This window comes from Vibrio sp. 10N.237.312.B06, from assembly GCF_041464685.1.
GTDB lineage: Bacteria > Pseudomonadota > Gammaproteobacteria > Enterobacterales > Vibrionaceae > Vibrio > Vibrio tasmaniensis_A.
Genome location: NZ_JBFSPI010000007.1, coordinates 31260 through 54281 on the forward strand (window position 1 = coordinate 31260; position 23022 = coordinate 54281).

The window sequence follows — 23022 nt, forward strand, 5'->3', positions numbered from 1 at the left end:
CCCTGACACTTCGGTGTCGGGGCTTTTCTTTATCTGAGACTTTTCTTCTCTCTAGGGGGCTCTTTAATTCAGGAGCTTTTATCTAAGATCGCGACATCTGCTTTTCTGCTAATGGTCAACACAAGGAGTGTTTTATGACGATAGCAACCTCAAGAACGCTGTTGGTACCTTATACCGAACAGCTACAACACGACTTTATCAAGTTGAATTGCTGCCCCGTTAATCGTTTTGAAATGAATGGGCCGCACTCTATTGCCTCTGCGAAGTTCTTATTTCAAGAGATACTGCAAGACAACGTCGGCTTCTGCCGCGCTATCATCCACAACCAAACCCGTGAATATCTTGGACATGTCTTTATTTCATCAGAAGAGGGTAGGCATGAGCTTGGCTTTATTTTGGATAAAGAGCATTGGAATCGCGGCTTTGCTAGTGAGGTGCTAAAACCATTTTTAAGTTTGGTGTGTTTTGAAGAGCGCCTAACGAATGTTGTTGCGACTGTGAATGTCGGCCACAACCCATCGATTAAGTTATTAGAAAAACTAGGGTTTGAATTTAAGGAAACCAAACAAGATTCGTTTGGCCCTTATCATGAATATAGCTATAACGCGCACTGCGACGTTACATTCTATGAGGCTGTAGCTCAAACCGCATAGAGCGGAAGCCCACCATGGTCAGTTTTCCTTGGTACAGGTCATCACCTAACGCCGAAAATTCAAAATGGTACACAGTATGCCAGCGCCAAATGGTCGTGAGCTCATGGCGCATCTTAAGTTTATGACCGTTGAAGGCGACACTTAATAATTGTAGGTCGAGCTCTTTACACTTTCTCGCAATGGCAGCTTTCGCAAGCTCGGATTGCCTGCGCTGCTGCCAAAACAGAAAGCAAAAGAAGCACAGAAGCAAAATAGCCAATAAGTTATCTATCATTTAATCCATACTTCCTTTTAATCACTCTATTCCAATCGTAATTTTGAGCTTGTGTTAACGAGCTACAGATCTAGCTCGCTTTTGAGTTAGTCGTCAGTCAATTATTGAGACTTAGCCGCTTGTTGTAACTCAATCAATGCGTTTGCGAGTTCAGGTGATGGGTTCGAATTCAACAAGGGTAAAAATACCATTCTTAGTGTCGGAATCATCACTAAATCTGCAAATAACTGATTGAACAGGTTTTGATTGCCCGTTTGTGCGAGACGCAGCAAGAATTGCTCAGCAATCGCAGGGTCTTGTAGCGCATGCCAGCTGCGACCCGCTAAACCAATCAACACTTCTTGGTGGCTCAAGCGTGGACTAGTGAGAACTTGGTTAATGATGTTATTCGCGATCCCTTGTTCTGCACCGGAAAGGGCACGAACCAAAGCTGACAGTAAGAACAGATCCGGCTCTTGACTGTTAATCTCATTGTCTGCCATTTCTTGTAAGCGTTGAGCGAGCTTATCATTGATTTGCGTGTGCTCAAGCGCCCCTAGTGTTGCGTATAGCGGCTCTGATGGCAGTTTATTCAATGCTTTGCGAATAGCGACACCGTTTTGCTGACTGCCTAAGCGAGCACACATATCGGTGATGCCTTGAAGACCAACGGTTTTCCAGTTATCCCAACCAAGCTCACCTGTGAAGTAATGCTGAGCGTGCTCGTAATATTGGCTCGTCGCGAGGTCTAACCCTGCTCTTACTTGGCTATGGAATACGGCCATTTTGTCTTCAGAAGGCTTGAAGGTATAAGGGTTGTTTGACAGCTTTTGTTGTTGCTCTTCGCTGATATCACCGTTCAAACGAGTGCCCATCGCTTCGATAACAAACTTAAGAAAATTACCCACATCCCCTTGATGCAGTAAGCCTCTTTCATCGAGTTTGAATTTTAGGAACCAGATCCAAGGTTGCTTGTGTTCGTTCCAGTAGCTAATCGCTAAGTGAGCTTGTTTCTGAAGTGGAAACGGGTATGGCTGTTTCCCCTGCTCAACATCAGAGAATAGGGTGTTGTCGATTTTCTGGATACGACGACCTAGGTCGTAGATGTCGTATTGGCAACCGCTATTCTTTAGTAACTGAGTGAGCGTGTGAATGGTTTCCATAGTAATAAAGCTCCTAACTTTCTTTCCTAAATAGATGGTACTCTATGCCCCAATTTCAAGGTCACTAGATAAATAACTTGGTGAAAAATGACAGCTGCCACAAAGTTACCTCTTTTACTTCAACAATTAGAACAACAAATGCGCCAATGTTCGCTATGGAGTGATGTTTCGCCTTCGGATGAAGCTTTGGCGAGCGTTGAGCCTTTTGCGATTGACTCGCTACAGCCAGAAGAGTGGTTGCAGTGGATCTTTATCGTAAAGATCAACGCAATGATGGATGCCCAAATGAGCCTACCGAAAGGCTTTGCGATTCATCCTTATTTTGGTGAAGTGTGGAAAAATGAGGCAGACAAAGCTGAGCTGCTAGTGACGATTCAGAGCATTGATGAGGTATGCGCGTAATGTTAGAGATCATTTATCAAGATGAGTATTTTGTCGCGGTGAATAAGCCTGCGGGTATGCTAGTGCATCGCTCATGGTTGGATAAACACGAGACTCAGTTTGTGATGCAGACTCTGCGCGACCAAATTGGTCAGCACGTATTTCCTCTGCATCGCTTAGATCGTCCAACGTCTGGCGTATTGGTGTTTGCTCTGTCGAGTGAAGTTGCCTCTGAGGTGATGCCGATGTTCGCCAACCACGAGATGCAAAAAACCTATCATGCGATTGTGCGTGGTTGGATAGAAGAGGGCGATACGCTCGATTATGCGCTTAAGGTTGAGCTGGATAAGATCGCCGATAAGTTCGCGAAAGAAGATAAAGAACCACAAGAAGCCGTCACTGTTTACGAGCCGTTAGCTAAAGTTGAAGTGCCGTATTCAACAGGCCGTTTTCCTACCAGTCGTTATTGCTTAGTTGAGATGATGCCAAAGACAGGACGTAAACATCAGCTGCGTCGTCACATGGCTCATCTAAGACACCCAATCGTGGGCGATACTTCACATGGTGATGGTAAGCATAACCGACTGTTCCGTGATGATTTAGACTCACACCGTCTGTTGCTGCATGCTTCTGAATTGCGCTTCATTCATCCTTTCACTAAAGAAGAATTGGTGATGAAGGCGAACTTAGATGAAACGTGGTTAAGGTTGTTTGAAACTTTTGAGTGGGATGCCAACTTAATCGATGCTCAAACTTGCTTGTCGAAGTAAGTCACGCGTGTTTAAGCAATCGCGAGTCTAAGTGAATAGAGAAAATAGAATAAAAACAAAGGGCTGATAGTGATATCAGCCCTTTTTGATGTCTGTGCGACCTTAACGGCATAACTAATGTAGGTTAGTTAATCGTTAATCGCTAACAGTTAATCGCGGGATCATTTAAGTTTTTCTAGATCGGCTTCGATCTCTGCGATCTTGCTTGATACCACTTTTTCTAGATGGCGCAAGTCAGTAAGGATCTTCTGCTTCACATCCACCTCCGCCGTTGGCGTCGGTTTGGTGATCTTGTTGAGTTCATCAATCACAAGAGTGAGGTTGCGGTTAATCTCTGTCACTTCTTTGTATTGATTATTGCCGCCGCTAACAAGCACACTTTTTACTTGTCGTGGGTACTTAAACTTAACGCTTTTCGCGAACAGTTCGCCTTTCTGCTTACGAAAGTAAATCTTCAGGATATCTTTGTGCGCTTCTTGGCGAAGGGAGTAACGTTCAATCTGTTTAGGTTCGTGGATACCTAAGCCAGTGAGGTTTGGATACATAAGCGACCTCTAGGTTATGAATGTAATACTTTTATGTAATTGACTTGATCAATGTAGCAGCCTAACGACGAGCTAGATAGTTGATATCTGTGAATTGATTGTAAGTTGTGGGCAAGATCGCTCTCTATCTTTGCCCACACTTATTTGGCTATTAAAGCCGCTCCTAGAGCTAAACTTGTTTCCTCGTCACAACTTATTTCTAGCTCTAAATTAGCTTTCTAAGGTGCGAGTTCTGAAACGTGCTCGGTTAATCTTTCTCTTAAGGCTTGTTCTTGTTCTTCAGACAACCTTCCTCCCGCGTCACTGGTCAGAATAAACAAATCTTCTGCACGTTCGCCGATGGTGGTAATTTTAGCGCCGTGCAAATTGATGTCTAACTCAGCAAAGGTTGCGCCGACTTGAGCCAACAACCCCGGTGTATCAAGAGCTCTCAATTCCATCAAGGTGCGCTTCTTGCTCTTAGTTGGTAGGAACTCAACCCGAGTTTTTACCTTGAAATGCTGCAAGTTTCGAGGCGTGCGACGTGTCTTAATCTTAGTTGGACGGCCATCAGCCAGAACATGAGTTAGATGCTTCGCAACGGCTTTGTGCCTTGCTTCATCAATCGCTTCACCATGCTGATCAAGTACGATAAAGGTATCCAAAACGTGACCATCTTTACTGACCATGACCTGTGCGTCGTGAACGTTAAAGTTACGTCTGTCGAGCTCGGCAACAACGGTGGCGAAAAGTGCTGCTTGGTCTTTACAGTATACGAATACCTCTGTACCACCTCGTGTTGCTTTTTTGCTGATAAGTACTAAAGGTTGGCTCGGATCTTCTAAGCGAAGTAAGTGCTCACAGTGCCATGCAATTTGAGTGTGTGTATGACGCAAAAAATAGTCAGCTTTAAAACGCTGCCACAACACTTCAATTTCACGAGCGGAGAAACCTTCTTTACGCAGCAGTGCAGATGCCATTTGTTGATTGTGACGAATACGGTCTCTGACATCGACTGGGTTTTCCAAGCCGCGACGCAGTGCTCGCTGCGTAGAATGGAATAGCTCTGCGAGTAGGGTACGTTTCCAGCTGTTCCATAGCTCTGGGTTGGTTGCACAGATATCAGCGACAGTTAAGCAAACCAGCAGCTCAAGTGACTCTTCATCGCGAACTTTTTTGGCGAATTCGGTAATCACATCCGGATCGTAGATATCACGGCGCTGAGCTGTCACTGACATTAACAGGTGGTTTTGTACTAGCCACGCAACTTGTTTGGCTTCAGGCTTCGATAGCCCATGCTCAATACAGAAAGAGTAAGCTTCAACTGCGCCGATCTCGGAGTGGTCTCCACCACGACCTTTTCCGATGTCGTGGAAGATTGCGGCGAGGATCAGGAGTTCTTTTTTCTGAACTCGAGGGTACACTTCACAACAAATTGGGTGTTTGTCGTGGTTCTCTACTTGGCTAAAGCGGTTGATGTGCTTGAGCAGGCGAATGCTGTGTTCATCCACGGTGTAAACGTGGAACAGATCAAACTGCATTTGGCCGACAATTTGGCTCCATTGCGGTAAGTACGCCGATAGCACGCCCAGTTTATGCATCAAGCTAAAAGCTTTGTGCAGTGCGTTGGGGTGGCGAACTAAATCCATGAACTTGTCACGAGCTTCAGGAAGGGTATGCAGGAAGCGGTTCAATCGGCGACGCGCCGTTCGCAGTTGTCGTAATGTTGGTGGGCTTACCCCTTCGATCGTCGAGTCATTCGCGATATGGATAAACATATCGAGAATCGTTTCTGGTCGTGCTTGGAATAGGGCTGGCTTACGCGCTTCGATTAATGAACCTCGACGTTGGAAGTCATTGTCGAGAATCTCGGCTTCTTGTGTTTGACCACCGTTAATGATTGCTTGGTCAAACAGCTTAAGCAGCATTTTGTTGAGCTCTGCTACACGACGAAGTGTTCGGTAGAACTCCTTCATCATCATTTCTACGCCGCGATTGCCCTCACCAGTGTAACCAAGGTGTTCGGCTACTTGAGCCTGATGCGCAAAGGTAAGTCGGTTGTCATAACGGCGCAGCTCTATGTGCAGTGCAAAGCGAACGCGCCACAAGAAGTCTTGGCACTCCACGAGTTCACGATATTCGGCATCGGTAAGAAAGCCATACTTGCTCATTTCTAACAAAGAAGTCGCACCGAAGTGGCGACGTGCTACCCAACTCAGAGTGTGGATGTCTCTGAGCCCGCCCGGAGTTGATTTGATATCCGGCTCTAGATTGTAAGTCGTGTCGTGATAACGAGCGTGACGCTCTCTCTGTTCTTGAATCTTCGCCTTGTAGAAGGTCTCACTTGGCCAAAATGAATCGGAGTGAATCTTAAGCTTTAACTCTTGAAAGGTGTCTTCGCTTCCGCATAGTAAACGTGACTCTTGTAAGTTGGTCGCAACGGTTAAATCATCAATGCCGATCTCAAGACACTCGGCAATGGTACGGACTGCGTGGCCGACTTCGAGTTTCAAGTCCCAGAGTAGGGTAATGAATTGACTGACTTTTTCACCCAGTGCGGGTGGCAGAGTTTTTTGCGAGACGATGAGTATATCAATATCGGATAAAGGGTGTAGTTCACCACGGCCATAGCCGCCTACTGCGACCAACGCAATATGAGGCAGTTTGCTAAATCCGAAATGTTCCCATAAACGATTGAGAAGCAAATCCATGTATTCGGAGCGCAGCAGAACCAAATCGGTAACTGGATGATGATTTAGAAATTCACTCTTTTGATACTGCGTGAATATTTCGAGCTGATTTTTTAATTCGCAGATTTCAAGTTGTTCGTCATTGAACGTAATAGGGCATTGATAAGGCATAGTCTGCTATCCGTGCAAGCAAATGAGAATAGTAAACAATTTAACAGAAGCTGATGCAAAATCGAAATTGAGCGGATAAAAAAAATATCCTCGGCAATGCGAGGATATTTTCAAAAGTCTGAGGTGTTCAGTTTGTTGAACTAAGCATTCTTCATAATACGTGGAATCGTATCATCGCTGCGTAGTGTTAGTACTTCACAACCTGTATCAGTCACAACTAATGTGTGTTCCCACTGAGCCGAGTTCTTGCTGTCAGCTGTGTACACTGTCCAGCTATCTTCGTCATCTAGACGGCAACCAAATTTACCAGCATTGATCATTGGCTCGATTGTGAAACACATGCCTGCTTTTAGCACTGTGCGATCGCTGTTTTTGTAGTGAACGACTTGTGGATCTTCGTGGAACTCAGAACCAATGCCGTGACCACAGTAATCTTTTACAATAGAGAACTTAGCGCGTGGGTTATTCTTGTTGTTTGTCTTGATGTACTTCTCGATAGCAGTACCAACTTGGCCAAGTTGAACGCCTGGTTTAACCTGACGCATGCCTTCATAAAGTGCTTCTTGAGCAACCATGCATAGACGTTTGTTTGCTGGTGAAACTTCACCCACAAGGAACATTTTAGATGTGTCACCATGGTAACCCTGCGGACGAGTGCTTAGGTCTGCATTTTCGTCATCAGGAACAATCACAGTGATATCAACGTTTAGAATATCGCCATCTTTCAATACTGCAGGTTTGAATTGACCAGTGCTACCAGTCTCATCTTGTGATGCTGGAATACCATGACACACGATGTGGTTGATAGACGTACAGATAGACTTAGGGAAACCGTGGTAATCAAGTGGTGCTGAGTATGCGCCTCTCTCTAGAGCGTACTCGTGACAGATTTGGTTAAGCTCTTCTGTCGTTGTACCCACTTGGATGTGAGGTTCAATCATCTCTAAAATTTCAGAAGCCAGCTTGCCGGCGACGCGCATTTTTTCAATTTCTTCAGCAGTTTTAATTTTTACAGCCATTGCATATCTCTTAATTTGGTAGCACCTAAGTGTGCATATTGGGGCTATTCTATCAGTGCAGCATTTTAGCGCAACATTCCCATATCCATACAATGCTGGTGGATACTAATTAAATTAAGCCGATATTGCTCTGTAAGACGATGCTGAATCGATTTGATTAGGCCGCGATTTATCGGTGAAATCCGCTAATAGGCTAGAGTATAGCAGTCGCCATTTTTGGATTTTTTTCTAGCCATAGATAGACAAAATATGGTATAAAGCGCGCCGGACATCAGGACTGTTTTCTCCAATTGGCGAAACAAGCTTTGTGTCCACTAACTTATTTCTTTAAATCACACACATTCCGACACATGTTCCGGGGTGCCTCAACAACACAGATAACGGCTGAAAAGTGGTTAGTTGTTAGGGGTCGGATTCATGGGGGATGTGGAGGCCTAACCCCATAGAGGATTTTAAAATGGCAACTGTATCAATGCGCGATATGCTTAAAGCTGGTGTTCACTTCGGTCACCAAACTCGTTACTGGAACCCAAAAATGAAGCCATTCATCTTTGGTGCTCGTAACAAAGTACATATCATCAACCTAGAAAAAACTGTACCAATGTTCAACGACGCTCTAGCTGAAATCGCTAAAGTTGGCGAGAAGAAAGGTAAAGTTCTTTTTGTTGGTACTAAGCGCGCTGCATCTGAAGCTGTTAAAGAAGCTGCTATCAACAGCAACCAGTTCTACGTTAACAACCGCTGGTTAGGCGGTATGCTAACGAACTACAAAACTGTTCGTCAGTCTATCAAGCGTCTGAAAGAACTTGAAGCGCAAGCTCAAGACGGTACTTTCGACAAGCTTACTAAGAAAGAAGCTCTAATGCGCACTCGTGAAATGGAGAAGCTAGAGAAGTCTCTTGGTGGTATCAAGAACATGGGCGGCCTTCCAGACGCTCTATTCGTTATCGATGCTGATCACGAACACATCGCAGTTAAAGAAGCAAACAACCTAGGTATCCCAGTTTACGCTGTAGTTGATACTAACTCTAACCCAGACGGTGTTGACTTCGTTATCCCTGGTAACGATGATGCAATCCGTGCAGTACAGCTTTACCTAAACGCTGCTGCAGACGCGGTTAAAGAAGGTCGTAACAAAGATGTTGCTGCTGTAGCTGCTGAAAAAGACGGTTTTGTAGAAGCTGAATAATAGCGGCTCTGAGCCATATTTAGTTCATATTAAGCGGTCATAATCGATGGCTTAAGAACTGAATACAGTCAATATCAGGGGCCAATTAATTAGGCCCCTGTTTTTTATCTTTTTTAGAATTTACTGAGGAATAGAGAATGGCAACTGTAACTGCAGCTCTAGTTAAAGAACTTCGTGAACGCACAGCTGCGGGCATGATGGAATGTAAAAAAGCGCTTGTTGCTGCTGAAGGCGACATCGAGCTAGCAATTGAAAACATGCGTAAATCTGGCGCAGCGAAAGCAGCTAAAAAAGCTGGTAACGTTGCTGCTGAAGGCGCAATCATCATTAAAGAAGAAGCTGGCGTTGCTGCTCTTCTTGAAGTGAACTGCCAAACTGATTTCGTAGCTAAAGATGCAGGTTTCCTTGCATTCGCTAACGAAGTTGCTGAAGTTGCTCTAGCTGAACGTCTAGACATCGTTGCACTTCAAGCTAAGTTTGAAGACGCACGTATCGCTCTAGTAACTAAGATCGGTGAGAACATCAGCATCCGTCGTGTTGAGCTTGTTGAAGGTGTTGCACTAGCTTCTTACCGTCACGGCGAGAAAATCGGTGTTGTTGTTGCTGGTGAAGGCGAAGCTGAAACGCTTAAGCACATCGCTATGCACGTTGCTGCTTCTAAGCCTGAGTACGTTAACCCATCTGACGTACCTGCTGACGTAGTAGAAAAAGAAAAAGCTGTTCAAGTTGAAATCGCTATGAACGAAGGCAAACCACAAGAGATCGCTGAGAAAATGGTTATCGGCCGTATGAAGAAATTCACGGGCGAAGTATCTCTTACTGGTCAAGCTTTCATCATGGAACCTAAGAAAACTGTTGCTGACATTCTTAAAGAGAAAGGCGCATCAGTTACTACCTTCGTTCGTTTAGAAGTTGGTGAAGGTATCGAGAAAGCAGCTGAAATGAGCTTCGCAGACGAAGTTGCAGCGGTACAAAAAGGTTAATCCTTAGCGTATTGTTTGAAAAGAGACCGTGGCAAATGCTGCGGTCTTTTTATGAATAATGAATTATTTCCGGCTTTTAGCTGTTATGAATGCAAACTGAGCTCTTCAGTTTTTATCCATGACTGTTAATCATCAACTCTTTGGAAGGTAAGCTCCATGACTACGAACCCTAAACCAGCGTATCAACGTATTCTGTTAAAACTTAGCGGTGAAGCGCTACAAGGCGAAGAAGGTTTTGGTATTGACCCAACGATCCTTGATCGTATGGCTCAAGAAGTAAAAGAATTAGTTGAACTAGGCGTTCAAGTTGGTGTTGTTATCGGTGGTGGTAACCTTTTCCGTGGCGCAGGCCTAGCAGAAGCGGGTATGAACCGTGTTGTTGGTGACCATATGGGGATGCTTGCAACGGTAATGAACGGCCTTGCTATGCGTGACGCACTACACCGTGCTTACGTAAACGCACGTGTAATGTCAGCAATTCCTCTTAAAGGTGTATGTGACGACTACAACTGGGCAGATGCAATCAGCCAACTACGTCAAGGTCGTGTTGTGATCTTCTCTGCTGGTACTGGTAACCCATTCTTTACTACAGACTCTGCTGCATGTTTACGCGGTATCGAAATCGAAGCTGACGTAGTTCTAAAAGCAACAAAAGTAGATGGTGTATTTACTGCTGACCCAGTAGCAAACCCAGACGCAGAGTTGTATGATACGTTGTCTTACAACACAATTCTTGAGAAAGAATTGAAAGTAATGGACTTGGCCGCATTTACGCTAGCACGTGACCACAAAATGCCAATCCGTGTATTTAACATGAATAAGCCAGGCGCACTACGTCGCGTGGTTATGGGTGAAACTGAAGGTACATTAATCAGCGACGCTGACTAATTTTTCGGGCTTACTGAAGTATAATGCTTCGGTAAGCTTATCCTTATCACTCCAAATAAAAAGCTTTCTTGAAGAAAGAACATAATCAAGGTGAAATTGTGATTAACGAAATCAAAAAAGACGCTCAAGAGCGCATGGTAAAAAGTGTTGATGCACTAAAAAACAGCCTACAAAAAATCCGTACAGGCCGTGCTCACCCGAGCCTACTTTCTGGTCTTACTGTTGAGTACTACGGTGCACCAACGCCTTTGACTCAAGTAGCTAACGTTATTGCTGAAGACGCACGTACACTAGCAATTACAGTGTTTGATAAAACACTGACTCCTCTTGTTGAAAAAGCAATCATGACTTCTGACCTAGGCTTAAACCCTATGTCTGCAGGTACGGTTATTCGCGTTCCACTTCCACCGCTTACGGAAGAGCGTCGTAAAGACCTAGTTAAAATCGTTCGTGGCGAAGCTGAAGGTGGCCGTGTTGCTATTCGTAACATCCGTCGTGACGCGAATGGCGATCTAAAAGCGCTTCTTAAAGACAAAGAAATTTCAGAAGACGAAGATCGTAAAGCACAAGACGAAATTCAAAAGCTAACTGACGCTGCGGTTAAGAACGTAGACGAAGTTCTAGCAGTTAAAGAAAAAGAGTTGATGGAAGTTTAATTTTCCATATTCTTTTCTTTCAGGAAAAACGCTGTACTCACGGTGCAGCGTTTTTTTATGCTATTCTGTTCGACTATTAGAATTTGATTCACTCTTTTATGCATAATTCTCAAGCGTTCACAGACTCTCTTCCTAAACACATTGCTATCATTATGGATGGTAATGGTCGCTGGGCAAAAGCTCAGGGTAAGCCTCGTGTCTTTGGTCATAAAAATGGCGTTCAAGCCGTTCGAAAAACCATATCTTCAGCTGCCAGACTTGGCATTAAAGCCGTAACTCTTTTTGCTTTTAGTAGTGAAAATTGGCGTCGTCCTGAAGAAGAAGTGGGTCTTTTGATGGAACTGTTTATTTCAGTGCTGTCGAGTGAAGTAAAAAAGCTTCATAAAAATAATCTACAACTTCGTGTTATTGGTGATAAAAGTCGTTTTAATGCGCGACTACAAAAGAAAATAGAAGAAGCAGAAGCTTTGACTAGCACCAATACGGGTATGGTTATTAATATTGCGGCTAACTACGGCGGTAAGTGGGACATCCAGCAAGCGATGACTTCGATTGCTCAACAGGTTAAGTCTGGCGATATTAATGTAGAAGACATTGATGAAGCTATGATTACACAGCACCTGACGATGGCAGATATTCCAGAAGTCGATCTACTTATCCGCACCAGTGGCGAGTGCCGCATTAGTAACTTTATGCTTTGGCAATTAGCTTACGCCGAAATGTATTTCACTGAGCAATTCTGGCCAGACTTTAATGAAGACAGCTTAGTAGAAGCTGTGACTTGGTTTGTAAACCGCGAGCGTCGTTTTGGATGCACCGGTGAGCAAATTAAAGCTCTGATGGACAGTTAATAAGGATTTTTTTGGTTTGAAACAACGAATTATTACGGCGTTGATTTTAGCTCCCCTAGTTATTCTAGGTATTTTCGAGTTATCACTTCCCACGTTTATTCTTTCACTAGCAGTAATCTCGCTATTGGGTTTTTGGGAGTGGACTCAGTTTGTTGAAAGCAAATCACGTTATTTAGCGTTGATTCCAACAGTTGTGGTAAGTGCTGCAAGTTTTGCTTTTATACCTTTTGATGCATTTAGCCTTAATAACTTATCGGGTGCTCACTACGCCATTCTAACGATTGGTTCAATTTGGTGGATAATCGCGAGTGGTATGGCAGTGACTTATCCTAAGTCTATGCCAGCATGGAAAGACTCATCAATTCTTCGTCACGCATTTGGCGTGCTGACTTTGCTACCATTCTTCTGGAGTGTGGTTATCCTGCGTGCTAACGGTATCGATGTTGATCCTTACCACGGCGCAAAATTGGTGATGTTCGTTTGCTTGCTTGTTTGGGCTGCGGACAGTGGTGCTTACTTTTCAGGAAAGAGCTTTGGCAAGCGCAAAATGGCCCCTGCGGTGAGTCCTAATAAAACGATTGAAGGTCTTATTGGTGGCATCATTACAGCAGTGATCGTGGCCTGGATCTTTGCTGACTTGTTTGATATCCAATTCACAAGCCCTCTCCACATGATTGTTATTACTCTTGTGACCGTCGTTATTTCTGTTCTTGGTGATCTTGTTGAAAGCATGTTTAAACGTGTTTCTGGGGTGAAAGACAGCAGTAATCTGATTCCTGGTCATGGTGGTATACTTGATAGAATAGATAGCTTAACGGCTGCGTTCCCTGTCTTTGCTCTGCTTTATTTAGCATTCTAATAAAAAAGGGCAGTGATTCTGCCCTTTATTACATTTCTACGGTCATATGTGATGCGAAATCTAACTATCCTTGGCGCTACCGGCTCAATTGGTGCAAGTACACTAAAAGTCGTTGAACAAAACCCAGAACTCTATTCGGTCGTAGCAATGGCTGCAGGCTCGAATGTTGAAAAGATGCTGGCGTTAGTTGAAAAATGGCAACCAAGCTATGTTGCTATGGCTTGCCCTGATGCAGCATCTAAGCTGACTGAAGTGTTGTCTGCGAATTACCCAAACATCAAAGTTCTTTCTGGCTCTGAAGGCATGTGTCAGGTCGCTTCTCTAGATGAAGTGGACACAGTAATGGCTGCTATTGTGGGTGCGGCAGGTTTGCTTCCTACGATGTCTGCGGTTAAGGCTGGTAAGCGCATCTTGCTGGCTAACAAAGAAGCGTTGGTGATGTCTGGACAGTTGTTTATCGACGCCGTAGAGAAGTACGGCGCTGAACTGCTTCCTGTCGACAGCGAGCATAATGCTATCTTTCAGTGCTTACCTCAGAATGTGCAAACCAAACTAGGCCGTTGTGACCTTGAAGAAAATGGTATCAATCATATCCTTTTGACAGGCTCTGGCGGCCCTTTTCGCTATACGGATGTTGCAGAGTTAGATTCGGTCACACCTGAGAGAGCGGTTGCACACCCAAACTGGTCAATGGGCCCTAAGATCTCTGTCGATTCAGCAACTATGATGAATAAAGGCTTAGAGTACATTGAGGCGAAATGGCTATTTAATGCCTCTCAAGAGCAACTCAAAGTCATTATCCACCCTCAGTCTGTGATTCATTCTATGGTTCAGTACAAGGAGGGCTCGGTGCTCGCTCAAATGGGCGAACCCGATATGGCAACGCCAATCGCTTTGACGATGTCTTATCCTGATCGTACTGAAGCGGGTGTTAAGCCTCTGGATTTCACCAAAGTGGGCGAGCTTACCTTCTTAGAGCCTGATTTAACTCGTTACCCATGTTTGAGATTAGCCATTGAGGCGTGCTATTTGGGTCAGCATGCAACAACAGCGATTAATGCGGCAAACGAAATTGCAGTCGATGCTTTCTTGAACAATCAAGTGAAGTTTACCGATATTGCTATCATTAACGAGCATGTTATGAACAAAGTATGTGAACAATATAGCTCTGAGGGCTTAGATAGCTTGGAAAGCCTTCTTGAGCTAGATAATATGTCTCGTCAAATAGCCATTCAATTTATTAAAGAGCAGCTAGCATGAGTGGAATTCTGTGGAACTTCGCATCTTTTATTGTAGCGCTTGGTATTCTGGTTGCTGTTCATGAGTTTGGACACTTCTGGGTTGCTCGTCGTTGTGGTGTGAAAGTAGAAAAATTCTCGATTGGTTTTGGTAAATCAATCTGGAGCAAGATCGGCCGTGATGGTACTGAATACAGCTTGTCAGTGATTCCGCTAGGCGGCTACGTTAAGATGCTCGATGGGCGTGTTGATGACCTTTCTGAAGACGAACAGCAATACGCTTTTGATAAGAAACCGTTGTGGAAACGAACGGCGATTGTGGGTGCAGGTCCAGCATTCAACTTTATATTTGCCGTGTTCGCATATTGGCTGGTTTTTTTGATTGGTGTTCCAGCGGTTAAGCCTGTGATTGGAGAGGTCACCCCGCAATCTATTGTTGCACAAGCCGGAATTGAAAGTGGAATGGAACTTAAATCTATTTCAGGAATCAAAACCGCAGATTGGGAATCAGTAAACTTGGGTTTGATATCACATATTGGTGATGAGTCCATGACGGTAACGGTTTCTTCTCAAGACGACATCGGCCTTGAACAACAGATAACATTGGATATTTCTGACTGGTCGTTCAACCCAGAAACTGAGTCAGCAATGACAACGCTTGGTTTTAGACCGTATTCTCCAGAGATATCGACAGTGCTCGCTCAAGTTATTGATGACGGTGCTGCCTATTCTGCAGGGCTAGAGTCTGGCGACAAAATTGTCGAAATTAATGGTCAGCCTATTGAACAGTGGAAGTCGGTTGTTGAATTAATCCGTTCACACCCAATGATGCCCTTGGACCTTGTCGTATTACGAAATGGTGTTGAGCGGTCATTGGTTATGACGCCGAATAGTCGCGAATTTTCTGATGGTTCTACAATCGGCTATGCGGGTATTGCTCCCGAAGTCGCAGAATGGCCAGAAGATTATCGCTTTGAGTTACAATTTGGTGTAATTGAGTCTGTAGGAAAAGCATTTGATAAAACAGGTCAAATCATAGGTTTGACGCTAACAATGCTTAAGAAGCTTATCGTTGGTGATGTTGGCTTAAATAACTTGAGTGGCCCAATTTCAATTGCTAAAGGCGCAGGGGCAACCGCCGATTACGGTTTAGTTTACTTCTTAGGTTTTTTAGCTCTGATTAGTGTTAACTTGGGTATTATTAATTTAGTTCCGCTGCCTATGCTTGATGGCGGACATTTGCTCTTTTTCGCTATTGAGGCCGTTACTCGTAAACCTGTACCTGAAAAAGTTCAAGAAATGGGATACAGAGTGGGAGGCGCAATCCTCTTCTCTTTGATGGCTCTGGCAATATTTAATGATTTTACTCGTCTGTGAATGGTTTCTCACAGGCATTGGTAGTAGCAAGGAATAATTAGAATAAGTATGGCGATTAAGCAAATTCTGTTCGCAAGTCTATTGGCCACTAGTGTGGCTGCGAACGGAGCACAAAACTTTGTAGTTCAAGATATCAAGATCGAAGGTTTACAGCGTGTTGCACTTGGTGCAGCTCTACTGAAAATGCCAGTACGTATTGGCGATGAAGTGGATGACGGCGATGTATCTGAGATCATTCGTGCACTGTATGCTTCAGGCAACTTTGAGGACGTTAAAGTCCTTCGCGATGATGATGTTTTAGTTGTTCAAGTCAAAGAACGACCGACCATCGCAAGCATCTCATTCTCAGGTAACAAGGCGATCAAAGAAGAACAACTTCAGCAGAACCTAGATGCATCTGGTGTTCGTGAAGGTGAAGCCCTTGACCGTACTACACTGAGTAACATTGAGAAGGGCCTTGAAGATTTTTACTACAGTGTTGGTAAATACAACGCGACAGTAAAAGCCGTAGTGACGCCTCTGCCTCGTAACCGTTCTGACCTTAAGTTTGTGTTTACTGAGGGCGTGTCCGCTAAGATTCAGCAAATTAACTTTATCGGTAACGAAGTTTTCTCTGACGCTGATCTACTTAGTCGTTTCAACTTGAACGTTGATGTTGCATGGTGGAATTTCCTTGCGGATGAAAAATACCAGAAGCAAGTACTGGCTGGTGATATCGAAGCGTTGAAATCTTACTACCTTGACCGTGGTTACCTTAAATTTAAGGTGGATTCGACTCAGGTAGCGATCTCTCCTGATAAGAAAGGTGTTTACATCACGCTAGGCCTAGATGAAGGCGAAGCTTATACCGTTAAAGATGTCTCTTTCCGTGGTGAGCTTATCGGCCGCGAGGCTGACTTCGAAGCGTTAGTGCCATTCGAAGATGGCGATACATATAACGGTTCTTCTGTAACGTCTTTAGAAGAGAGCGTGAAACGAATTTTAGGCGAATCTGGCTATGCGTACCCACAAGTTCGTACGATTCCTGAATTTGACGATGAGACCAAAGAAGTGTCGTTGGTTATCAATGTAGAAGCGGGCAGCCGTATCTACGTTCGTGATATTCGATTCACGGGTAACAACTCAACGAAAGATGAAGTACTGCGTCGTGAAATGCGTCAGATGGAAGGCAGCTGGCTGAACTCCAAGTCGATTGATACAGGTAAGAGCCGTCTTAACCGTTTAGGCTTTTTTGAAACGGTTGATGTGCAAACGGTACGTGTTCCTGGCAGTGAAGACCAAGTGGATCTGGTTTACAACGTTAAGGAAGCGAACTCGGGTAGCGTCAACTTCGGTGTTGGCTACGGTACTGAATCGGGTGTCAGCTTCCAGGTTGGTTTACAGCAAGATAACTTTGCAGGTTCTGGTAACCGTGTTGGCGTAAGCGCCATGATGAATGACTACCAAAAGAACGTGAGCTTAGATTACCGTGACCCATACTGGAATCTTGATGGCGTGAGTATGGGCGGAAAAATCTTCTACAACGAATTCGAAGCCTCTGAAGCGGGTATTGTCGATTATACCAACCAAAGTTATGGTACGAGCTTAACATGGGGTTTCCCTATGGATGAGCTTAACCGTCTCGAGTTTGGTTTTGGTTATACGCACAACAAGATCGGTAACGTTCCTACCTATATTCAAGTTGAACAGTTTGCGAGAAGTATTGACCAATACGGTGATGAGCATATCTTAACCGATGACTTCGATATCAATATCTCTTGGACGCGCAACAACCTTAACCGTGGCTTCTTCCCTACTGAAGGTAACCACCAACGTGCTTTCGCGAAAATGACAGTACCCGGTTCGGATGCTAAATACTTCAAAGCGCAATACGATGTAAAACATTACATTCCGTTGACTAAAAAGCATGAGTTTACACTATTGATGCGTGGTCGATTAGGCTATGGTAACGGTTATGGCCAAACGGATGGTAATGATAACTTGTTCCCATTCTACGAAAACTACTACGCGGGTGGTTTTACAACACTACGTGGTTTTGGTTCTAACTCAGCTGGTCCAAAAGCTGTTTACGGAAATAGCACGGGCAACAACCCGACGTACAATTCTGCGACCGATGATTCGGTTGGTGGTAATGCGGTTGCTTTGGCTAGCGTAGAGTTAATCGTACCAACACCGTTTGCTTCTGATGAAGCGCGCAGTCAGATTCGAACTAGCGTGTTCTTCGATATGGCAAGTGTATGGGATACCGAATTCGTAGACCGTGGCGCACCGAATAGCGGTCAACAGTACTACTACGATTACTCTGACCCAACAAATTACCGTTCATCTTATGGTGCCGCTCTTCAGTGGATGTCACCGATGGGACCATTGGTTTTCTCTCTAGCGAAACCAATCAAAATCTACGAAGGCGATGACGAAGAATTCTTCACATTCACCATTGGTAGAACTTTCTAATCTTTAAAGGACAATATTTTGAAAAATATGATTAAAGCAGCAGGTTTAGGCCTTGTAGTTCTTAGCTCTTCTTTCTTTGCAACAGCGGCTGAAGCTGCGCAAAAAGTGGGCTATGTAAATACTGCACAAGTATTCCAGGCTCTACCTCAGCGTGAAGTTGTTCTTCAAAAAATGCAGGAAGAGTTCAAAGATAAAGCTGCTGAGCTTCAAAGTATCCAAGCGGAAGCTAAGACTAAGATTGAAAAGCTTAAGCGTGATGGTGAGCTATTAGGGCCTGATGAAGTAGAGAAACTTCGTATTGAAGTCGGCCAACTAGACAGCAAATACAAAATCAAAGCTCAAGCACTAGAAAAAGCAAGCCAACGTCGTGAAGCACAAGAGAAGCAGAAGCTATTCAAAGTAATTCAAGATGCTGTAACTAAAGTTGCAGAGAAAGAAGGCTATGACATGATCGTTGATATTCAAGCTCTGCAGTACGGCAAGCCAGAATACAACATCTCTGAAAAAGTAATTAAATCACTGAAATAAGTTTTATGAAGAATCTGACCTTAGCCGAATTGGCAACGATTACCGGTGGAGAGCTACACGGAGACGGTACAGTTACCGTTTCAGCAGTCGCTCCTATGGATAAAGCGCAAGAAGGAAATATTACGTTCCTTTCGAACGTGAAGTACAGCAAGCACCTTGGTGACTGTAAAGCATCCGCTATTATGGTTAAAGAGAGCGAGCGTGAACTGTGTAAGACCAACGTTATTGTGGTCAACGACCCTTATGTTGCTTTTGCTAAGGTTGCTCAAGCGCTTGATACCACGCCAGCGCCAGCTGCGGGTATTGCTGATTCTGCTTCAATTTCAGGCGACGCGACCATTGGACAAAATGTGTCTATTGGTGCCAATGCTGTGATTGAAACTGGCGTAGTGCTTGGTGATGACGTCGTTATCGGTGCTGGTTGCTTTATTGGTCAAAATGCAAAAATTGGCGCAGGTACTAAGCTTTGGGCTAACGTAAGTGTTTACCATGAAGTGGTGATCGGCGAAGCATGTTTGATTCAATCTAGTACAGTGATTGGATCCGATGGTTTTGGTTATGCGAATGAGAAAGGCGAGTGGGTTAAGATCCCACAAGTCGGTTCAGTTCGTGTTGGTAACCGCGTAGAAATCGGCGCGTGTACTACCCTTGACCGTGGCGCATTAGATGACACTATTATTGAAGATAACGTTATCTTAGATAACCAACTCCAGATAGCTCATAATGTTCACATCGGATATGGTTCTGCTATTGCAGGTGGTACTATCATTGCCGGCAGCACAACGATAGGTAAGTACTGTATTATTGGTGGCGGTTGTGTGATTAATGGTCATATAGAAATCGTTGACGGCGTTACAATCACCGGTATGGGGATGGTAATGCGCAGTATCACCGAAAAAGGCATGTACTCTTCAGGTATTCCTTTGCAGCCAAATAAAGATTGGCGTAAAACAGCAACGCGAGTTCATCGTATTGATGAAATGAACAAGCGTTTGAAAACCGTTGAAAAACTTATCGAGAACAGCGCGGAATCATAATTCCAGCATTTCTAATAAAAGGCTCGCGTACAGCGAGTCTTTTTCGTTTATAATCCTTCTCATTAAATAAAGAATATACATAGGAATACGACTTTGACTACTGAACAGACAACGATGAACATTACTGAAATTCAGGAACTATTACCTCATCGCTACCCATTCTTAATGGTTGATCGTGTGACTAGCTTTGAAAAAGAAAAAACACTGACTGCGATTAAGAATGTTTCTGTTAACGAACCTCAGTTCACAGGCCACTTCCCACAACTTCCTGTATTCCCAGGTGTGTTGATCTTAGAAGCAATGGCGCAAGCAACAGGTCTTCTAGCATTTAAATCTTTTGGTGCTCCTTCTGGTAATGAGCTTTACTACTTTGCTAGCGTAGATAAAGCGAAGTTCCGCAAGCCAGTAGTGCCAGGTGACCAATTGGTTATCGAAGTTGAGTTCTTAAAAGAACGTCGTGGCATTGCATCGTTCAACGGTGTAGCGAAAGTTGACGGCGTAGTTGTATGTTCAGCTGAACTTAAATGTGCTCGTAGAGAGTTTTAATATGATTCATGAAACAGCGAAAATTCACCCGGCAGCAGTAATCGAAGGTGATGTAACTATCGGTGCTAACGTGACGGTTGGTCCTTTCACTTACATTGCTGGTAACGTGACAATTGGTGACGACACTGAAGTGATGTCGCATGTTGTGATCAAAGGTCACACGACAATTGGTAAGCAAAACCGAATCTTCCCACACGCTGTGATTGGAGAAGAAAACCAAGATAAGAAATACGGTGGTGAAGACACGACTGTTGTGATCGGTGACCGTAATGTGATTCGTGAAGCAGTTCAGATCCACCGTGGTACAACTCAAGACAAAGCTACCACTGTGATTGGTGACGACAACTTACTTTGTGTAAATGCTCACGTAGCGCATGATGTTATTGTTGGTAACCATACTCACATTGGTAACAATGCTATTCTTGGTGGCCACGTAACCGTTGGCGATTATGCGGGTGTTATGGCGCTTTCTGCTATTCACCCATTTTGTTCTATTGGTGCTTACGCTTATATTGGCGGCTGTTCTGCGGTTGTTCAAGATGTACTGCCGTACGTGCTTGCACAGGGTAATCATGCCGCTCCATTCGGCCTCAACCTAGTGGGCTTGAAGCGTAACGGATTTGAAAAACCAGAAATTCGAGCATTACAGAAAGCGTACAAAGAGTTATACCGTTCAGGCAAAACACTTGAAGAAGCGAAAGCCGCTTTAGTTGAAATGGCGAAAGAGTTTGCTTCGGTAACTCCTATGTTAGAAATGCTAGAGAGTTCTGAGCGCGGTATTATTCGTTAATACTTGATGTGGTTATGTACCAATCAATATGAGTATGACAATAGTTACCTCGTTAGATTGGTATAACAAAAAGATCGCTACTCGTTAGGCGATCTTTTTTGTTTTAGGCAAGAAGGGAATTAGAAAACTATGGCACAGCAAGAAGCAGCAACCAATAGCTTGGACTTTGTTTCGAATGAACCTCTGCGTATAGGTATCGTTGTCGGAGAACTCTCTGGTGACACGCTTGGCGAAGGCTTTATTAAAGCGATCAAATCACAATATCCGAATGCTGAGTTCGTGGGTATTGGCGGACCAAAAATGAAGGCGCTTGGTTGTGAGTCTCTTTTCGAAATGGAAGAGCTTGCCGTGATGGGGCTTGTAGAAGTGCTTGGTCGTTTACCTCGCTTGCTAAAAGTGAAAGCGGAGCTAGTTAAGTACTTTACTCAAAACCCGCCAGATGTCTTCGTCGGTATCGATGCGCCAGACTTTAATCTAAGACTTGAATTAGATCTTAAGAACGCGGGCATTAAGACTGTTCATTATGTCAGCCCTTCAGTCTGGGCATGGCGTCCAAAGCGTATCTTTAAAATCGACAAAGCAACCGATTTGGTACTGGCTTTCTTACCATTCGAAAAAGCGTTTTATGATAAATATAACGTTGCTTGTGAATTCGTTGGCCACACGTTGGCTGATACCATTCCACTGGAACCGAATAAGAAAGAGGCTCGCGATCTTTTAGGTTTAGATCAAGATAAGCCGTGGTTAGCGGTATTGCCAGGTAGCCGTGGTGGTGAAATGAGTTTGATTGCTCAACCATTTATCGAAACTTGTCAGCGCATTAAGCAAAAGTACCCTGATATCAATTTTGTTGTTGCATTGGTTAATGAACAGCGCAAGAAACAGTTTACAGAGATCTGGCAATCGACGGCACCTGAACTTGAATTTACTTTGGTAGAAGATACGGCTACCAATGTGATTACTGCTGCTGATTCTGTTTTGTTAGCTTCTGGTACTGTTGCTCTTGAGTGTATGTTGCTGAAACGACCGATGGTCGTTGGCTACAAGGTCAATAAGCTCACTGGCTATATCGTTAAGAAATTGTCGATCACAAAATTTGTCTCGTTACCGAATATCCTAGCGGGTGAAGAAATCGTAAAAGAACACATTCTTGAGGAGTGTCACCCAGATTACCTTTTCCCATCGGTCGATAAGATGCTTTCAACTGACAACGCGCCACTTATTGAACGCTTTACTGAAATGCATCACTGGATTCGTAAAGATGCTGACAAACAGGCAGCTAACGCAGTTCTGAAATTGATCGGTCGAGAGTTTGTTGAATCATAAAGTGCTTCTTTCAAAAGCATTTGCTTAAAAGTTACAAAGAGAATTGTCATGGCAGTAAAAGAGAAAAAAGAATTTCCTCCTTTTGAGTATCCTCAAGGCTACCAGTTATTTGCTGGTGTTGATGAAGTGGGGCGTGGGCCGTTAGTTGGTGATGTAGTTACCGCCGCGGTTATCCTCGATCCGAATAACCCAATCGAAGGCTTGAACGATTCAAAAAAACTGTCTGAGAAAAAGCGCCTTGCTCTGCTTCCTGAAATTAAGGAGAAAGCCTTGGCATGGTCTGTGGGTCGTTGTTCTCCACAAGAAATTGATGAGTTGAATATCTTACAAGCGACTATGGTAGCTATGCAGCGTGCTATTGCCGGGCTGAGTGTTCAACCTGATATGGCGCTAATAGATGGAAACCGAGTCCCTGAGCTACCGATGGCCGGTCTGGCTATTGTGAAAGGGGATTTACGGGTGGCTGAAATCAGCGCAGCGTCTATCATCGCTAAAGTGGTTCGTGACCAAGAGATGGAAGAACTTGATAAGCTTCATCCAGAGTTTGGTTTTGCTAAACATAAAGGTTACCCGACAAAAGCGCATTTTGAAGCGATTGAAAAACATGGCGTAACCGAGCATTACCGCAAAAGCTTTAAGCCAGTAAAACGTATTCTTGGCATAGATTAGAGCGAAT

The 23022-nt window shown here is 44.1% G+C and carries 23 protein-coding genes; 18 read left to right on the forward strand and 5 right to left on the reverse strand.

What is annotated here, in order from left to right:
• Positions 1 to 134 precede the first annotated feature (134 nt).
• Positions 135 to 653, forward strand: a complete 519-nt coding sequence (locus AB6C75_RS03240) for a GNAT family N-acetyltransferase (protein ID WP_372106855.1) — start codon at positions 135 to 137, stop codon at positions 651 to 653.
• On the opposite strand, the gene AB6C75_RS03245 is transcribed toward AB6C75_RS03240, so the two are convergent.
• Positions 619 to 927 carry a DUF3301 domain-containing protein gene (locus AB6C75_RS03245; RefSeq protein WP_017069389.1) on the reverse strand — a complete coding sequence of 103 codons (309 nt, stop codon included), beginning with the start codon at positions 925 to 927 and terminating at the stop codon, positions 619 to 621. The genes AB6C75_RS03240 and AB6C75_RS03245 overlap by 35 nt on opposite strands.
• A 101-nt stretch (positions 928 to 1028) precedes the next feature.
• Positions 1029 to 2069 (reverse strand): DUF3549 family protein, encoded by a 1041-nt coding sequence (locus AB6C75_RS03250; protein ID WP_372106857.1) that lies wholly within the window; start codon positions 2067 to 2069, stop codon positions 1029 to 1031.
• An 87-nt stretch (positions 2070 to 2156) separates the two neighbouring features.
• On the opposite strand from AB6C75_RS03250, the gene AB6C75_RS03255 reads away from it, so the two are divergent.
• Together AB6C75_RS03255 and truC are read left to right on the forward strand one after the other, a co-directional pair.
• Positions 2157 to 2471 (forward strand): YqcC family protein, encoded by a 315-nt coding sequence (locus tag AB6C75_RS03255; RefSeq protein WP_012604609.1) that lies wholly within the window; start codon positions 2157 to 2159, stop codon positions 2469 to 2471.
• The gene (gene truC / locus AB6C75_RS03260) at positions 2471 to 3220 is read left to right on the forward strand and encodes a tRNA pseudouridine(65) synthase TruC (RefSeq protein WP_009847423.1); all 750 of its coding nucleotides are present in this window, start codon (positions 2471 to 2473) and stop codon (positions 3218 to 3220) included. Before AB6C75_RS03255 ends, truC begins: the two co-directional genes overlap by 1 nt.
• A gap of 161 nt (positions 3221 to 3381) precedes the next feature.
• On the opposite strand, the gene AB6C75_RS03265 is transcribed toward truC, so the two are convergent.
• The 3 genes from AB6C75_RS03265 to map all read right to left on the reverse strand — a co-directional run bounded on the left by AB6C75_RS03265 (position 3382) and on the right by map (position 7624).
• The gene (locus tag AB6C75_RS03265; protein WP_004734354.1) at positions 3382 to 3765 is read right to left on the reverse strand and encodes a DUF3461 family protein; all 384 of its coding nucleotides are present in this window, start codon (positions 3763 to 3765) and stop codon (positions 3382 to 3384) included.
• A 218-nt stretch (positions 3766 to 3983) separates the two neighbouring features.
• Positions 3984 to 6605 carry a bifunctional uridylyltransferase/uridylyl-removing protein GlnD gene (gene glnD / locus AB6C75_RS03270; protein WP_372106860.1) on the reverse strand — a complete coding sequence of 874 codons (2622 nt, stop codon included), beginning with the start codon at positions 6603 to 6605 and terminating at the stop codon, positions 3984 to 3986.
• Positions 6606 to 6745: 140 nt separating this feature from the next.
• Entirely contained in the window at positions 6746 to 7624 is an 879-nt protein-coding gene (map, locus tag AB6C75_RS03275; protein ID WP_012604605.1) for a type I methionyl aminopeptidase, read from the reverse strand.
• Positions 7625 to 8081: 457 nt separating this feature from the next.
• On the opposite strand from map, the gene rpsB reads away from it, so the two are divergent.
• The 15 genes from rpsB to rnhB all read left to right on the forward strand — a co-directional run bounded on the left by rpsB (position 8082) and on the right by rnhB (position 23015).
• Positions 8082 to 8813 (forward strand): 30S ribosomal protein S2, encoded by a 732-nt coding sequence (rpsB, locus tag AB6C75_RS03280; RefSeq protein ID WP_009847420.1) that lies wholly within the window; start codon positions 8082 to 8084, stop codon positions 8811 to 8813.
• Between the two features lie 137 nt (positions 8814 to 8950).
• Positions 8951 to 9796, forward strand: coding sequence for a translation elongation factor Ts (gene tsf, locus AB6C75_RS03285; protein WP_009847419.1), 846 nt, complete (start codon positions 8951 to 8953; stop codon positions 9794 to 9796).
• A 156-nt stretch (positions 9797 to 9952) separates the two neighbouring features.
• Positions 9953 to 10684: a UMP kinase gene (gene pyrH, locus AB6C75_RS03290; RefSeq protein WP_009847418.1), complete on the forward strand. Its 732-nt coding sequence runs from the start codon at positions 9953 to 9955 to the stop codon at positions 10682 to 10684.
• A 98-nt stretch (positions 10685 to 10782) separates the two neighbouring features.
• Entirely contained in the window at positions 10783 to 11340 is a 558-nt protein-coding gene (gene frr / locus AB6C75_RS03295; RefSeq protein WP_009847417.1) for a ribosome recycling factor, read from the forward strand.
• A gap of 98 nt (positions 11341 to 11438) precedes the next feature.
• Positions 11439 to 12191, forward strand: a complete 753-nt coding sequence (locus AB6C75_RS03300; protein ID WP_065679077.1) for an isoprenyl transferase — start codon at positions 11439 to 11441, stop codon at positions 12189 to 12191.
• 16 nt (positions 12192 to 12207) lie between these two features.
• On the forward strand, positions 12208 to 13050 hold the full coding sequence (locus AB6C75_RS03305; protein ID WP_372106864.1) for a phosphatidate cytidylyltransferase: 843 nt from the start codon (positions 12208 to 12210) through the stop codon (positions 13048 to 13050).
• Between the two features lie 51 nt (positions 13051 to 13101).
• Positions 13102 to 14310 (forward strand): 1-deoxy-D-xylulose-5-phosphate reductoisomerase, encoded by a 1209-nt coding sequence (gene ispC, locus AB6C75_RS03310; protein ID WP_372106866.1) that lies wholly within the window; start codon positions 13102 to 13104, stop codon positions 14308 to 14310.
• A complete protein-coding gene (gene rseP / locus AB6C75_RS03315; protein WP_017100791.1) occupies positions 14307 to 15665 on the forward strand; it encodes a sigma E protease regulator RseP in 1359 nt (452 codons plus the stop codon). The genes ispC and rseP overlap by 4 nt, the downstream gene beginning before the upstream one ends.
• 48 nt (positions 15666 to 15713) lie before the next feature.
• Complete coding sequence (bamA, locus tag AB6C75_RS03320) at positions 15714 to 18119, forward strand: outer membrane protein assembly factor BamA (protein WP_012604598.1); 2406 nt, start codon at positions 15714 to 15716, stop codon at positions 18117 to 18119.
• A 27-nt stretch (positions 18120 to 18146) separates the two neighbouring features.
• Positions 18147 to 18647: an OmpH family outer membrane protein gene (locus AB6C75_RS03325; protein WP_009847410.1), complete on the forward strand. Its 501-nt coding sequence runs from the start codon at positions 18147 to 18149 to the stop codon at positions 18645 to 18647.
• 5 nt (positions 18648 to 18652) lie between these two features.
• The gene (gene lpxD / locus AB6C75_RS03330) at positions 18653 to 19684 is read left to right on the forward strand and encodes a UDP-3-O-(3-hydroxymyristoyl)glucosamine N-acyltransferase (protein WP_372106869.1); all 1032 of its coding nucleotides are present in this window, start codon (positions 18653 to 18655) and stop codon (positions 19682 to 19684) included.
• Positions 19685 to 19777: 93 nt separating this feature from the next.
• On the forward strand, positions 19778 to 20230 hold the full coding sequence (fabZ, locus tag AB6C75_RS03335) for a 3-hydroxyacyl-ACP dehydratase FabZ (RefSeq protein WP_009847408.1): 453 nt from the start codon (positions 19778 to 19780) through the stop codon (positions 20228 to 20230).
• 1 nt (position 20231) lies between these two features.
• Positions 20232 to 21020, forward strand: coding sequence for an acyl-ACP--UDP-N-acetylglucosamine O-acyltransferase (gene lpxA / locus AB6C75_RS03340; RefSeq protein WP_009847407.1), 789 nt, complete (start codon positions 20232 to 20234; stop codon positions 21018 to 21020).
• A gap of 129 nt (positions 21021 to 21149) precedes the next feature.
• Positions 21150 to 22346: a lipid-A-disaccharide synthase gene (gene lpxB / locus AB6C75_RS03345; RefSeq protein ID WP_372106871.1), complete on the forward strand. Its 1197-nt coding sequence runs from the start codon at positions 21150 to 21152 to the stop codon at positions 22344 to 22346.
• 48 nt (positions 22347 to 22394) lie between these two features.
• The gene (gene rnhB / locus AB6C75_RS03350) at positions 22395 to 23015 is read left to right on the forward strand and encodes a ribonuclease HII (RefSeq protein ID WP_012604594.1); all 621 of its coding nucleotides are present in this window, start codon (positions 22395 to 22397) and stop codon (positions 23013 to 23015) included.
• Positions 23016 to 23022: the final 7 nt, after the last annotated feature.

What these genes read in the sequence shown, in the direction of transcription:
- AB6C75_RS03240 (WP_372106855.1), top strand. Translation starts at nt 135, where the DNA reads ATGACGATAGCAACCTCAAGAACGCTGTTGGTACCTTATACCGAACAG.
- AB6C75_RS03245 (WP_017069389.1), bottom strand. Translation starts at nt 927, where the DNA reads ATGATAGATAACTTATTGGCTATTTTGCTTCTGTGCTTCTTTTGCTTT.
- AB6C75_RS03250 (WP_372106857.1), bottom strand. Translation starts at nt 2,069, where the DNA reads ATGGAAACCATTCACACGCTCACTCAGTTACTAAAGAATAGCGGTTGC.
- AB6C75_RS03255 (WP_012604609.1), top strand. Translation starts at nt 2,157, where the DNA reads ATGACAGCTGCCACAAAGTTACCTCTTTTACTTCAACAATTAGAACAA.
- truC (WP_009847423.1), top strand. Translation starts at nt 2,471, where the DNA reads ATGTTAGAGATCATTTATCAAGATGAGTATTTTGTCGCGGTGAATAAG.
- AB6C75_RS03265 (WP_004734354.1), bottom strand. Translation starts at nt 3,765, where the DNA reads ATGTATCCAAACCTCACTGGCTTAGGTATCCACGAACCTAAACAGATT.
- glnD (WP_372106860.1), bottom strand. Translation starts at nt 6,605, where the DNA reads ATGCCTTATCAATGCCCTATTACGTTCAATGACGAACAACTTGAAATC.
- map (WP_012604605.1), bottom strand. Translation starts at nt 7,624, where the DNA reads ATGGCTGTAAAAATTAAAACTGCTGAAGAAATTGAAAAAATGCGCGTC.
- rpsB (WP_009847420.1), top strand. Translation starts at nt 8,082, where the DNA reads ATGGCAACTGTATCAATGCGCGATATGCTTAAAGCTGGTGTTCACTTC.
- tsf (WP_009847419.1), top strand. Translation starts at nt 8,951, where the DNA reads ATGGCAACTGTAACTGCAGCTCTAGTTAAAGAACTTCGTGAACGCACA.
- pyrH (WP_009847418.1), top strand. Translation starts at nt 9,953, where the DNA reads ATGACTACGAACCCTAAACCAGCGTATCAACGTATTCTGTTAAAACTT.
- AB6C75_RS03300 (WP_065679077.1), top strand. Translation starts at nt 11,439, where the DNA reads ATGCATAATTCTCAAGCGTTCACAGACTCTCTTCCTAAACACATTGCT.
- ispC (WP_372106866.1), top strand. Translation starts at nt 13,102, where the DNA reads ATGCGAAATCTAACTATCCTTGGCGCTACCGGCTCAATTGGTGCAAGT.
- rseP (WP_017100791.1), top strand. Translation starts at nt 14,307, where the DNA reads ATGAGTGGAATTCTGTGGAACTTCGCATCTTTTATTGTAGCGCTTGGT.
- bamA (WP_012604598.1), top strand. Translation starts at nt 15,714, where the DNA reads ATGGCGATTAAGCAAATTCTGTTCGCAAGTCTATTGGCCACTAGTGTG.
- AB6C75_RS03325 (WP_009847410.1), top strand. Translation starts at nt 18,147, where the DNA reads ATGATTAAAGCAGCAGGTTTAGGCCTTGTAGTTCTTAGCTCTTCTTTC.
- lpxD (WP_372106869.1), top strand. Translation starts at nt 18,653, where the DNA reads ATGAAGAATCTGACCTTAGCCGAATTGGCAACGATTACCGGTGGAGAG.
- lpxA (WP_009847407.1), top strand. Translation starts at nt 20,232, where the DNA reads ATGATTCATGAAACAGCGAAAATTCACCCGGCAGCAGTAATCGAAGGT.
- lpxB (WP_372106871.1), top strand. Translation starts at nt 21,150, where the DNA reads ATGGCACAGCAAGAAGCAGCAACCAATAGCTTGGACTTTGTTTCGAAT.
- rnhB (WP_012604594.1), top strand. Translation starts at nt 22,395, where the DNA reads ATGGCAGTAAAAGAGAAAAAAGAATTTCCTCCTTTTGAGTATCCTCAA.